Annotated in this window: 10 protein-coding genes, 1 other RNA gene and 1 pseudogene; 1 reads left to right on the top strand and 11 read right to left on the bottom strand. The window is 37.5% G+C overall.

The window, feature by feature from the left end; all coding sequences use genetic code 11:
* Positions 1 to 130: 130 nt before the first annotated feature.
* The 10 genes from JOC31_RS09220 to JOC31_RS09265 all read right to left on the bottom strand — a co-directional run bounded on the left by JOC31_RS09220 (position 131) and on the right by JOC31_RS09265 (position 12,312).
* Positions 131 to 976, bottom strand: coding sequence for an amino acid ABC transporter substrate-binding protein (locus JOC31_RS09220; protein WP_205017870.1), 846 nt, complete (start codon positions 974 to 976; stop codon positions 131 to 133).
* Positions 977 to 991: 15 nt separating this feature from the next.
* Positions 992 to 1,621, bottom strand: coding sequence for an amino acid ABC transporter ATP-binding protein (locus JOC31_RS09225; protein ID WP_205017871.1), 630 nt, complete (start codon positions 1,619 to 1,621; stop codon positions 992 to 994).
* Between the two features lie 9 nt (positions 1,622 to 1,630).
* Positions 1,631 to 2,272 (bottom strand): amino acid ABC transporter permease, encoded by a 642-nt coding sequence (locus JOC31_RS09230; RefSeq protein ID WP_205017872.1) that lies wholly within the window; start codon positions 2,270 to 2,272, stop codon positions 1,631 to 1,633.
* Positions 2,273 to 2,435: 163 nt separating this feature from the next.
* A complete protein-coding gene (locus JOC31_RS09235; RefSeq protein WP_205017878.1) occupies positions 2,436 to 2,768 on the bottom strand; it encodes a zinc ribbon domain-containing protein YjdM in 333 nt (110 codons plus the stop codon).
* Between the two features lie 122 nt (positions 2,769 to 2,890).
* Entirely contained in the window at positions 2,891 to 4,705 is a 1,815-nt protein-coding gene (glmS, locus tag JOC31_RS09240) for a glutamine--fructose-6-phosphate transaminase (isomerizing) (protein WP_205017873.1), read from the bottom strand.
* A gap of 205 nt (positions 4,706 to 4,910) precedes the next feature.
* Positions 4,911 to 5,468, bottom strand: a complete 558-nt coding sequence (gene lepB / locus JOC31_RS09245; RefSeq protein ID WP_205017874.1) for a signal peptidase I — start codon at positions 5,466 to 5,468, stop codon at positions 4,911 to 4,913.
* Positions 5,469 to 5,833: 365 nt separating this feature from the next.
* Positions 5,834 to 7,336, bottom strand: coding sequence for a pyruvate kinase (pyk, locus tag JOC31_RS09250; RefSeq protein ID WP_205017875.1), 1,503 nt, complete (start codon positions 7,334 to 7,336; stop codon positions 5,834 to 5,836).
* A gap of 72 nt (positions 7,337 to 7,408) precedes the next feature.
* On the bottom strand, positions 7,409 to 8,422 hold the full coding sequence (pfkA, locus tag JOC31_RS09255) for a 6-phosphofructokinase (RefSeq protein ID WP_205017876.1): 1,014 nt from the start codon (positions 8,420 to 8,422) through the stop codon (positions 7,409 to 7,411).
* Positions 8,423 to 8,504: 82 nt separating this feature from the next.
* Positions 8,505 to 11,606 carry a DNA polymerase III subunit alpha gene (locus tag JOC31_RS09260; RefSeq protein ID WP_205017879.1) on the bottom strand — a complete coding sequence of 1,034 codons (3,102 nt, stop codon included), beginning with the start codon at positions 11,604 to 11,606 and terminating at the stop codon, positions 8,505 to 8,507.
* Between the two features lie 97 nt (positions 11,607 to 11,703).
* A complete protein-coding gene (locus tag JOC31_RS09265) occupies positions 11,704 to 12,312 on the bottom strand; it encodes a TVP38/TMEM64 family protein (protein WP_205017877.1) in 609 nt (202 codons plus the stop codon).
* An 83-nt stretch (positions 12,313 to 12,395) separates the two neighbouring features.
* Here JOC31_RS09265 and ssrA point away from each other — a divergent pair.
* Positions 12,396 to 12,744: a transfer-messenger RNA gene (gene ssrA, locus JOC31_RS09270) on the top strand.
* Positions 12,745 to 12,852: 108 nt separating this feature from the next.
* On the opposite strand, the pseudogene JOC31_RS10160 reads toward ssrA, so the two are convergent.
* Positions 12,853 to 12,989: pseudogene (locus JOC31_RS10160) on the bottom strand (IS982 family transposase); the annotation flags it as partial.

Below are 12,989 nucleotides of genomic sequence, written 5' to 3' on the forward strand. Positions count from 1 at the left end.
GATTCTCATCGCTTTAAACATGCAAAAAGAGAGAACCAATCTGATTCTCTCTCGCTGCTGATTATAAGTCAACCCACTACAGTTGACAAAGAGCCCCAAATAGTTGAAGGCTATTTCATTTTAACTCAAATTAACTTTTAACATCAGAGGTAGCAACATCTTCACCAAACCATTTATTGGAGATTTCTTGGAATTTACCTTCCTTATACAACTTCTTAAAGCCTTCGTTAATTTTTTTAACCAAGGTTTTATCAGCCTTACGGGCGCCCACTGAGAAGCTTTCAGATTCATATCCAGCATCAATAATGTTATAGTCAGATAGTTTGTTTTCTTGTTTCAAATAATAATTAGCGTAAACACGGTCAATCAATAATCCGTCAATACGATCTGCATCTAAGTCAATCAAAGCTTGACTAAAAGTCTCATATTGTGTTGCATCACCATCAGCTACAATATCTTTCAAAATTTTAGGATTTGATGTAAAGGTATCGTAACCTGATGACCCTGCCTGTGCACCAAGTTTTTTATCCTTCATACCAGCAACGCTAGAAATGTTAGATGATTTTTTCGTCACAAGTACTTGTTTGTTAACCATGTACGGATTAGTAAAAGACACCTTCTTAACGCGTTCATCAGTCATTGAATAACCATTCCAGATCAAATCGATAGTCCCGTTATTCAATTCCGTTTCTTTCATATCCCAGTTAATAGACTGCCATTTGACCTTGATGCCATACTCTGCAAAAACAGCATTGGCAAGATCAATATCAAAACCAACATTGTTACCACTTTTATCTTCATAGCCCATCGGTACAAACGTATTATCAAAGCCGATTGTAACCTCTTTTGTTTCAGTGTATTTTTCCCAATTGTCTTTTGAGACCTTTTCACTTGATGTCTTTGATTGACCACAAGCGGCTAATGTTACTACTGCCACTGCAGTTAGACCTAGAGCTAACCATTTTTTCAATTTCATAAAATCTTCCCTCACTTATTTTGGATTGACACGTAAAATGTCATCAGCAATATTCTCAGCAAATGTCATATCATGGGTAACAACAATCTGTGTAATTCCCGTCTCACGGTTCTGCATAATCAATTTTTCCACTTCCTGACGTAGTTCTGGATCTAAGGCAGATGTTGGTTCATCATAACCAACAATCTGAGGATCAATCATCATTGCACGAGCCAAGGCAACACGTTGCTTTTGTCCTCCTGATAGAGAAAAGGGATAAACTGAAGCATGTTCTGATAAACCTAATCGCTGTAATAACCCCATTGCTTTTTGTCTTGCTTCATCTTTCGATAAGCCCATGGTCTTTGTTGGAGATAATATCAAATTTTCCAAAACTGTCATATGAGGAAATAACTGGAAATCCTGGAAAACAAAACCGAGCAAATTTTCAGTTTCCAAATGACTGATAGGAACTTCCTTACCATTGTAAGTCACCTGACCAGAGTCCATTGTCTCCAAACCAGCAAGCATACGTAGTAAGGTTGTTTTACCACCTCCAGAAGGACCGACAATCGCTAGGACTTTTCCTTCCTGAATCGTTAGATTGAAATTTTCAAAAATTGTCTTCGATCCAAACTTCTTAGATATATTTTTTAATTCTAACATATCATCACCTTACTTATAATAATTATATTTCTTCTCAACATGTTTTGAGAGTACTGTTACGATACCTATGAGGATAAGGTAAATTGCACCAGCGATAAACATCGGTGCCAAAGTTGCATCTCGGTTAGCAGCAGTCTTACTTGCCATTAAAAGGTCGCCTACACCAAGGACGTAAACCAAAGATGAATCCTTAACAAGGGTGATAATTTCATTGAAAACACTTGGCAAAACAATTTTGACAACCTGCGGTAAGATAACGTATCGAATTGTTTGAAACTGACTAAATTTTAAGACTTTAGCAGCTTCGTATTGCCCTTTAGGAATAGCCTCTATTCCTCCACGGAAAATCTCAGCGAAGTAAGCCGCGTAGTTAAGGGTAAAGGCCAAAACAGCTGCTGGAATACGATCCATAACAATACCAACACTTGGCAAAATGTAATAGAAGAAAATTAATTGCAAAAGCAACGGTGTTCCTCGCATAACCCAGACATAAAGCGTTAGAAACCATCTCAGAGGCTTAAATTTAATCTGCATTAAAAAGGCAACAATTGCACCAATAGGAATTGAAAGAACAACTACAATTGCAAAAACTTGTAGTGTGACCATAGCCCCGCTAAGTAGGCTTGGTAGGACTTGTGAAATGTAAGACATAGTCTCTCCTAACAAAATCTTTTGAAATTTTAGCCTCAAATCAAGGTATAAAAATCCAAACTAATACCCCTATTATAGCAAAAAATCTCATTTTTTGATAGTTTTTTCTGAATAAAAAGAATTGGATAGCTCTAAACTCATACAGCTATCCAATCCCTATAATTTAGATTTTTTTCACAAATTCTGATTTTAGTTTCATTGCACCAAAACCATCAATCTTACAATCGATGTTGTGATCACCCTCAACAATACGAATATTTTTAACACGAGTTCCTTGTTTAAGGTCTTTTGGAGCACCTTTTACTTTAAGATCCTTGATCAAAGTAACTGTGTCACCATCAGCAAGTTTGTTGCCATTGGCATCAACTGCAACAAGGCCATCTTCTTCAACCTCATTTGGATCCCATTCGTGAGCACACTCTGGACATACTAGTAAAATCCCATCCTCATAAACATATTCTGAATTACATTTTGGACAATTTGGTAATGACATGATTAACTCCTATTTTTTAATACAGCTTCTATTTTACCGTAAAATGGGAGAGCTGACAAGATGTCAAAAATGAGAAATACTATATCTGTTAAAAAATTCTCAGTGAGTGATAAGATTTTGTAGTATTATTCTACCGTAACAGATTTAGCAAGGTTACGTGGTTTATCCACATCCAAACCTCTTTGAAGTGTCGCATAGTAAGCAATCAACTGTGTTGGAACTACCATAGCAATAGCTGACAAATATGGGTGGACAGTTGAAACTTTAATATCATCATCCTCACGTGCTATCGCTTCATCAACTACTGTCAGAACATTCGCTCCACGGGCAATAACTTCTTGAACATTACCACGAGTGTGAGCAGCTAGAATCTCGTTATTTGAGATAAGTGCAAGTACTGGGACGCCATCCTCAATCAATGAAATAGTTCCATGTTTCAATTCACCAGCTGCAAATCCCTCACATTGAATATAAGAGATCTCTTTAAGTTTAAGAGAGGCTTCCATGGCAACATAGTAATCATTTCCACGACCAATATAAAAGGCATTGCGTGCCTCTGAAAGAAGACCTTGCACTTTTTCCTCAATCACATCTTTTTCAGATAAGGTTGCTTCAATTGATTGAGCAACGATTGACAATTCGTGAACTAAATCAAAGTCTGCTGCTTTGCTATTACCATTAGCATCACCGACAGCTTTAGCCAGAACAGCCAGAGTAGCAATTTGTGCAGTATAGGCTTTCGTTGAAGCTACTGCAATTTCTGGACCAGCATGGAGCAACATAGTATGTGATGCTTCACGAGAAAGGGTTGAACCGGGAACGTTTGTCACTGTCAGACTAGGGATACCCATTTGATTAGCTTTAACCAAAACTTGACGACTATCCGCTGTTTCACCAGACTGGCTGATGAAGATAAAGAGGGGTTTTTGGCTAAGAAGTGGTTGATTGTAACCCCATTCTGAGGCAATCCCAAGTTCAACCGGCGTGTCTGTCAGCTGCTCAAGGAAATCTTTTGAAGCGAAACCTGCGTGATAAGATGTTCCAGCAGCAATGATGTAAATACGATCCGCATCCTGCACTGCCTTGATAATGTCTGAATCAACTGTAATTTGACCATTATCATCAGTGTAGGCAGAAACGAGTTTACGCATCACTGATGGTTGTTCATCGATTTCTTTAAGCATATAGTATGGATAAGTTCCCTTACCAATATCAGACAAATCAAGCTCTGCTGTATATGAACCACGTTCAATGGCATTACCATTGTAATCCTGAACTTGAACAGCGTCTTTTGTCACGGTAACAAGTTCTTTATCATGGATTTCCATATATTCAGAAGTTTCACGAATCATAGCCATGGCATCAGAACAAACCATGTTGTAACCTTCACCAAGACCAATCAGAAGTGGTGATTTATTTTTAGCAACGTAGATGGTTTCACTATCTTCTGCATCCATGAGGGCAAAAGCATAAGAGCCTTCAATGATTGAAAGAGCTTTTTTGAAGGCTTCTAGGACTGAAAGTCCGTCTTCTTCAACAAATTTACCAATCAAGTGAACAGCAATTTCTGTATCTGTTTGACCTTTAAGAGTGTGCCCTTCGAGATATTCTGCCTCAATTTCAGCGAAATTTTCAATCACACCATTATGAACAAGCGTTAAACGGCTTGTCTGTGACTGGTGTGGATGGGCATTGATTTCAGATGGCTTACCATGAGTTGCCCAACGAGTATGACCGATACCTGCACTACCTACAACGTCAATTCCAATTTTTTCACGAAGATCAGCAATACGGCCTACTGATTTGATTAATTGTGATGAGTCTGAATTAGCGATATAAATACCTGCTGAATCATACCCACGGTATTCTAGCTTTTCTAATCCTTGCATCAAGATATCCGTTGCATTACGGTTACCAACAACCCCTACAATTCCACACATATTATTATTTGTAACAGTGGTACTGCTACTCTCCTTAAGATAAATTTAAGAATTGGTATAGTCAAATAAATAACCACCAAAACCTAGCAATAACAGTATATAACTAAAGAATAAATATGTCAAGAAATAAATTGGTATAGTTGTTTTAATTCTGATTACGCAAGAAAAAAACAGGAGTAAAACACTCCTGTTTCATATCACCATCTTATTTTTCCGAATCAAAAAAACCAAACTTATTTAGAGGGTAGAGTCTAAAATTGATGACTCCACGAATTTGACTACGTTTAATTAGGCCAAAACGTCGACTATCATTCTCATTTTGACGATCATCATTTAAAACTAAGTACTTACCTTTTGGCACTGTGGTGTACTTGCCAGAGCTTAATGTTTTCACTGACAAATCAGAGGTGAAAACTTGTTGATTATTCTCCGATTGATAGCTGGCCTTCTCCTCATCAATATAAGGTTCATCTTGAATAACATTATTAATATAAAGAATATCATCCATAACAGTTACATCTTCTCCAGGAAGTCCGATAACACGACTAATATAGAAGACTCCATCAACTTCATAAACAATAAAATCTTTAAACTTAGGAGTAACATTTTTATTTACAACGACAACATCATTCTTCTTCAAGAACGTATTAGAAGCGTCCTCATGTACTCTGAAACTTGAGAAAATAAACAGCCTCAAAAGTACAAAGGCTAAGATAGCAATTGCTACAATTATAAAATTTCTAATTAAATCTCTTTTTACCATTTGATACTCCTTCAATACCATTATATCATGAAATAAGGCTCAAAAAAAGTATTCTGACACAATACCAGGACAAACGCATGAAACAGTTATTTCCGAATTATAGTACAGTTTAAAGTAGATACTCTCAATGCTTTTCCTATAGCAAAACAGCTCAATAATAAAACGTATTTTTGAAAAAGCCGAAAATTGAAATACAAAAAGCTTTGCTTTCTTGCTAAAAATCTTTCATGCGATTGTCGTGACACAATACCTCCTCCCCATATCTCGAGCATAAGACTCTCAAAAATCAACTATCAAATAAAGGAATCATTTTGGGCGTACAAAAAACTACCAAGCGAAATTACTTGATAGTTTTCATAGTTTAATTATTTAACTGTACGGATACGCATTGTGTTAGTACCACCTGAACCAACTGGAACACCAGCAACGATAACAATGTTATCACCTGATTCTACAAGTCCTGATTCAAGAGCTACTTTTTCAGCTACATCAAACATATCGTCTGTTGAAGCTGGTTTTTCAGTAACAACTGGAATAACACCCCAGTTAATCATCAATGATTTTTGTGTTTTTTCATCAAATGTTACAGCCAAGATATCTGCATCTGGACGGTATTTAGAGATTGCACGTGCAGTGTTACCTGATTCAGTAAGAGCAACAACAAGTTTGATATCCATTGAGTTTGTTGCATCTTTAACTGCTGAAGCCACAACTTCTGTCTTAGTTGTACGAGCAAATTTAGATGAGTCAAGACGACCGTATTCGTTAAGAAGTGTTTGTGCATTCTTATCGATTGTAGCCATTGTACGAACTGACTCAACTGGATATTTACCGTTAGCTGACTCACCAGAAAGCATAGTTGCGTCTGTACCGTCGATAACTGCGTTGAAGACGTCAGAAACTTCTGAACGAGTTGCACGTGGTTTATCAGTCATTGTTTCAAGCATGTTTGTTGCTGTGATAACTGCTTTACCAGCTGCATTAACTTTAGTGATGATCATTTTTTGGTAAACTGGAACCATTTCAAATGGAACTTCGATACCCATGTCACCACGAGCAATCATGATACCATCAGCTGCTTCGATGATTTCATCGATATTATCGATACCTTGTTGGTTTTCGATTTTAGCGAACAATTTAACATGTCCGTTACCAGTTTCTTCACAGATAGCACGTACTTCGTTAACGTCTTTAGCTGTACGTACAAATGAGATAGCGATAAAGTTAAGACCTTGTTCAAGACCAAAACGGATATCAGCGTTATCACGTTCTGCAAGCGCTGGGAAAGGAATTTTAGTGTAAGGAATGTTTACACCTTTTTGTTTAGCGATAACACCATCATTTTCAACTTCAACGATGAATTCACGTTTGTCAGCATCTTTTTCAACAACACGAAGACCAAGTTTACCGTCATCAACAAGAACTTGTTTACCAACTTCAACATCATCAAAGACATCAAGTGCACCGGCAACGTTCAAAGCAATCACTTCACGAGTTGATTTGATACCTTGTTTTGTAGCAACACGGATTTGCTCACCAGTTTTGTATGAATACTCTTTAGCATCGCCTTCAAACAACTCTGTACGGATTTCTGGTCCTTTTGTATCAAGAAGGAAACCAACTTTTTGTCCTGCAATTTCTTCTGCTTTACGAACAACTTCCATACGCTCACCTTGCTCTGCATGGTCACCATGAGAGAAGTTGAAACGGAAAACGTTAGCACCTTCAGTAATCAATTGTGCAATTTTTTCAGCTGAAGCTTGGTGATCTAGTTTTTCACCCCAGTAACCATCTTCACCGAATTTTTTACCACCACGGATTTCAACCGCAGGACCAAGTGTTGCAACGATTTTTACACGTTTATTCATGATAATATGAAACTCCCTTTATTTAATGTCGCAAAAGCGACGGTTTAACAATTTTAATAGACTAATGTCAGATTAGTGAGCTAAGTCACGGTTCAGCTCTGCAAAGTCAAGACGCGCTTTGTGAGGATTGTTAACAACAATCTTACCATCCTCTGTTAAGCTAAACAAAGCACCTTCTTCAGCGGTTCCAAGAATTGGGCTTTCAACCAACTCTTCATTGTGAATACCAACCGCAAGACCACCACGACCTTCTTTAAGAAGGTCGACAGCGTGTGCTCCCATCCATGAAGCAAGAACACGGTCACGGGCAGTTGGTGCACCACCACGCAATAAGTGTCCTAAATTTGTCACACGAAGGTCACTAGTATCACCAGCTTCTTTCATTTTTGCAGCAAATTCTTCGCCGCTCATGACACCTTCAGCAACAACGATAATATGATGGTTTTTGTTTTTAGTTGCATAACCTTCTGTTACTTTATGAACAACTTCGTTAATATCGAAATCTTCTTCAGGAACAATAATTTGGTCTGCACCACCTGCGATACCTGCCCAAAGAGCAATATCACCAGCATTACGTCCCATCACTTCAACAACAAAGGTACGTCCATGGCTGAAAGCTGTATCGCGAAGACGATCCAAAGCTTCAAGAGCTGTATTTACAGCTGTGTCAAAACCAATTGTATAATCAGTTCCAACAATATCATTATCGATTGTCCCTGGAAGACCAACCGCTGGGAAACCATGTTCTGTCAAGCGCATAGCACCGTGGTAAGATCCATCACCACCGACAACAACAACCCCTTCAATGCCATTTTTTTTCAGCTGTTCAATCCCTTTAAGTTGCCCTTCAAGCTGAGCAAACTCAGGATAACGTGCTGATTGAAGGAATGTGCCACCACGAGAAAGTACATTTGCTACGCTTTTGGCATCAAATTGATGGATATCGCCTTCAACCATTCCCGCATAGCCACGGTTAATCCCATAGACTTCCATTCCTTCTGAAATTGCTTTGCGAACAACTGCACGAACAGCAGCGTTCATACCAGGGGCGTCACCACCACTAGTTAAAACAGCAATACGTTTCATTATGCTTGGTACTCCTTTTATTAATTTAACGTTCTTATTATAGCACAATCCTATTTAAAATGCCTAGATTTATTTGCTTTTTTTAGCGAAAAACCGTTTTCAAAACATATCCTTGTAGTTCTCTTTCGAGTTCATCACTTTTAGAAACGTAGTAAGTTTGACTAGTTAACGTTTCACCCGTTTCTTTATAATGAAGAACAACCGGAACATTACCTGGATACTTTTGCAAAGTGCTTGCTACCATCTGATCCCTCTCATGATTCTGCAGTAGTAACCATAATTTTTCACCAGTCGCAACTTCTGCTGTCCCAAGGATCATTTGGTTTTTGCCATCTCGCTCCTGAATTTTACCACTTATATAATAGATACCTCCTTCTTGCAAAATCTGGCGATAACGATGGTAGGTTTCAGGGAAAATAGTCACCTCTAAACTCGTTTGAGTATCAGTCACTGTCGCAAAAGCCATTTGTTGCCCATTACTTTTTGTTCTAATGAGTTTCAGTTTCTCAAGTTGTACTAAAAGTCGTGCTTGCTGAGAGGGAATAATTTGATCTATTCTTTGCTGTCGAGGATTTTCCTTTAAAAGCTTCTTTAAAGGGTGCGGACTGATGCCGATACCTACAATCGTTTTTTCAGCTTGATATTTCTCAATGTCACTAAAATCCTCAGCTCCTATCCAATTGTAAGTCAAATCAGCAAATAAACTGCCGATGTCACTTACAAACATGATTAAAGATGACAGATTCGTCAATAATTTTTGTCGATTTTTTTCAAATCTATCAAATAAGCCTACTTCAATCATCGGTATCAAAAATTCTTCTTTACAGAACTTCTCCGGTAAACGTGTTAGAAACTCTTCCATATTTTGAAACGGACGATTTTCAATAATCCAATACGCTAGATCTCTCGGAATCTGCTTGATATGGCTCAAACCTAAATAAATAGAGTCTTGTGATATCTTATCAAGATAAGGAATATGGTTTATATCTAAAGGGCTAACCTTAAAACCTGCAGCTAAAGCATCATTAATGTAATCTGGGTTCGAATAATTCAGCATCACAGAATAAAAAATAGATGGATAATGTGCCTTGAAATAGGCTAGTTGAAATGCTAGGGCAGCATAAGCGTAAGCATGGCTACGGTTAAATCCATACCCCGCAAACTTTTCCATCATATTAAACAGTCGTCTGGTGATTTCTGTATTTCGATTTAGTTGCTGAGCTCCCTCATAAAAATCAGTAGACATCTTATGCATCTCTATCGCATCTTTTTTAGACATGGCTCTGCGGAGCAAGTCGGCTTTTCCCAAACTAAAGCCTGCATAAATCTGAGCAATCTGCATAACCTGTTCTTGATACAGCATGATCCCAAACGTAGGTTCTAATAGACTTGCAATACTAGGATCGATTAAATCAACCGCTTCCCGACCATTTTTTCGATTGATAAAATTGTCAATGTAATCGCTAGCACCTGGACGATTTAAGCTGGTAGTGGCAACAATTTCCTCAAAACGTGTTGGTTTGATACGTTTTAAAAGATTAATAGCACCTGCTTGTTCGAATTGAAAAATACCTTTTGTATTTCCAGCTGCAAATAATTTTAGGGTCTCTTCATCTTCTAAATCAATTGTAGCAATATCGATGTCAATTCCTTGTTCTGTTGATAAAGTTTCCTTCATTTTTTGGACAAAGGTCAGGTTTCTTAGTCCTAAAAAATCCATCTTCAAGAGTCCATTCGATTCAACAGCACCTGCATCGTACTGCGTCACCATCATATCATCACCCATTTTCAACGGAATATGATCTGTCAGTAGGTCATCACTCATCACAATTCCTGCAGCATGGATAGATGTCTGTCTTGGTTGACCTTCAATTTTTTTAGCAATTTCAAAGGCCCTTTGATACTCCGTTTTAGCATACAATAATTGTCTGAATGAAGCATTTTTTTCAAAAACGCTTGTCAACGAATCTCGAAACCCAATTTTTTTGGTCAATTGCGACAACTCATACTCTGTCGCACCGAAACGTTTAAAAACATCTCGGATAGCTTGTTTGGCACCAAATGTCGAAAAAGTTACAATCTGTGCAGCATGATCCCGGCCATAGCGATCTCTGACATAGTGCAAAAACTCCCCACGGTAAATGTCAGGTAAATCGATATCAATATCTGGCATACTATAGCGTTCTTCATTGAGAAAGCGTTCAAACAGAAGATTGTTTTTCAAGGGGTCAATTCCTGTAATATCTAATGAAAAAGCAACTAAACTACCTGCAGCCGAGCCTCGTCCCATCCCCATATAGTAGCCTCTACTGCGACCAAAACGTAAGAGATCCCAGACAATCAAGAAATAATCATCAAACCCCATTTTATGAATGACATTTAATTCCTTTTCCAAACGCTCTTGATAGGCCGATGTCCATAAACCTTTCGACTCTAAACCTTCTTGCGTTCTTTCTTTCAACTCTAGAAAGGCTTCTTTTTGACGATTAAATCTCGGTAGTTTTAATTGATTGTCAAAATCATACGAAATACCACTGATTAATTCCTCCAAAACGACGAGACTCTCAGGAAATTTTTCTCGAAAAGCTCCTTCCATAATATCTCGTGAGTAGAGAAATTGATTTTCTTTGACTGGCTGACTCTCTCTTAGTGGAATATTTTCTTTTATAGCATGTAAAACCTGAATAGTCTCACGATCGTCATTTGCAAAGTAGCGAACAGTATGTATAGGGACTATTGGATGGCTAAACTCTTCTAGTGGAGTCTCTAAAGTCACACCTATATAAAAATCAACCTCTAGCGCTAATTGTTCAATGCCTTGATAGTAAGGAACGATTAGAGCAACATCCGTTAATAAATCCTTAATATCATCCAATTGGTAATGGCTACTAGTAATTTCCGTAGCAATTTTCATCAACTGGCGATAACCAACAGAGTTCAAAGCTATTAAACGACACGATATAGAAGCGTTAGCAACCTGTAAGTGGCAATCAATCCCTAAAATAGGTGTCATTCCCTCTTGTTTAGCAAGAGAAATAAAATGGTATCCTGCGTAAAGATTCTCATAGTCCATAATTCCTAAATGAGTATAACCCAAATCTTTCGCTTTTTGAACATATGATTTTAGATCGATGACGCTATCCATAAACGAATATACCGTCTTTGTATCTAGGGGAGCAAACATCATAACTCCTTTCTCATTTCTTTATTACCTTCCATTATACTATTAAAACAACTAAAAAAATAGCAAGGATATTTTCTACCCTCGCGCATCTAAAAATTTATTTTAAAAAATATTGAATCAGATAGCCACCATGAATCCAAAGATAGCTGTAGGCCACAATTGAAATTGGTTTTGTAACCAGCATAATTAGAGTAAATCGTCTTAAACTCATATCAGTCAAACCTGTTATCATCACAAGCAAGTCTGCAGGGGAAATCGGAGATAACATACAAATAATAAAAAACCGCTCAAATCCTTTACTCTCCAATCGTTTCTCATAACGATAAAAGGTATCTTTTTTTGTAAAAAGAAAAATAAACCGACGACCATACCGTTTGACCGATAAAAATAATAAGATGCTGCCAACAACAATCCCTATATAATTATATAAGAATCCGTACCAAGATCCAAAAACTAAAAAGCCAACAACAGTTGTAACCCCTCCAGGGATAATTGGAAATACAACCTGAATGATTTGAACCCCAATAAATATTAATGGACCTAGCAATGTATAACGTTTAACAACATCTTTCAAAACGTTGCTATCATTTAAAATCCCTAAACGGTAAAACCAAACAACTAACAAAACTGTTATTATGACTGCTAAAAAACCTAAAATTTGAATTATTTTCTGTAATCTAGAATACCGTAATCCCTTTTTTTCCATAAATCCATCATATCATAAACATCTTTTTTTTTGCTATTTGAAACAGTATCTGCTATAATAAACCTAATTGTTCTTCATAACAAGGGGTCGTTACGGATTCGACAGGCATTATGAGGCATATTTTGCAACTCGTGTGGCGACGTAAACGCTCAGTTAAATATAACTGCAAAAAATACAAATTCTTACGCTTTAGCTGCCTAAAAACCAGCCAGCGTGACTTCTACTAGTTCGTCTGTGATTAGCTAGGGGTCTTATTATTAGCAGACTACGTTTGGTTATTGCCTAGCTGACCGAAAAGAGATTGATAGGCTCGCTGTTGTAAGGTTTGAGTTATGTGTCGTATGACAGTTAAATCAAATACATAACCTATGGTTGTAGACGAATATGACGGCAGGTGTTTGGACGTGGGTTCGACTCCCACCGGCTCCATCTTATAAAAAACCTAGTCTCAGACAAGGTTTTTTTGTTATCCAGCATACTTTAGAAGTAAAACTTTATTAAATATGATAAAATATTTAATATACCCGTTGTGCTAGTTAATTAGGCATAATCAAGAGAATATTTCAAACTCACCCCCAATTCATTATGACTACTTTCAAGCATAAGAGAATAGGTAAGCAATATTGCCTCTGTTCTAAATTTGAGTGCCCGTAAGTTTCGGCAACGTAAACACTCGA

Origin of the sequence: Streptococcus saliviloxodontae (assembly GCF_016908655.1) — a bacterium.
GTDB classification, from domain to species: Bacteria; Bacillota; Bacilli; order Lactobacillales; family Streptococcaceae; genus Streptococcus; species Streptococcus saliviloxodontae.

What these genes read in the sequence shown, in the direction of transcription:
- JOC31_RS09220 (WP_205017870.1), bottom strand. Translation starts at nt 976, where the DNA reads ATGAAATTGAAAAAATGGTTAGCTCTAGGTCTAACTGCAGTGGCAGTA.
- JOC31_RS09225 (WP_205017871.1), bottom strand. Translation starts at nt 1,621, where the DNA reads ATGTTAGAATTAAAAAATATATCTAAGAAGTTTGGATCGAAGACAATT.
- JOC31_RS09230 (WP_205017872.1), bottom strand. Translation starts at nt 2,272, where the DNA reads ATGTCTTACATTTCACAAGTCCTACCAAGCCTACTTAGCGGGGCTATG.
- glmS (WP_205017873.1), bottom strand. Translation starts at nt 4,705, where the DNA reads ATGTGTGGAATTGTAGGGGTTGTTGGTAACCGTAATGCAACGGATATC.
- lepB (WP_205017874.1), bottom strand. Translation starts at nt 5,468, where the DNA reads ATGGTAAAAAGAGATTTAATTAGAAATTTTATAATTGTAGCAATTGCT.
- pyk (WP_205017875.1), bottom strand. Translation starts at nt 7,336, where the DNA reads ATGAATAAACGTGTAAAAATCGTTGCAACACTTGGTCCTGCGGTTGAA.
- pfkA (WP_205017876.1), bottom strand. Translation starts at nt 8,422, where the DNA reads ATGAAACGTATTGCTGTTTTAACTAGTGGTGGTGACGCCCCTGGTATG.
- JOC31_RS09260 (WP_205017879.1), bottom strand. Translation starts at nt 11,606, where the DNA reads ATGTTTGCTCCCCTAGATACAAAGACGGTATATTCGTTTATGGATAGC.
- JOC31_RS09265 (WP_205017877.1), bottom strand. Translation starts at nt 12,312, where the DNA reads ATGGAAAAAAAGGGATTACGGTATTCTAGATTACAGAAAATAATTCAA.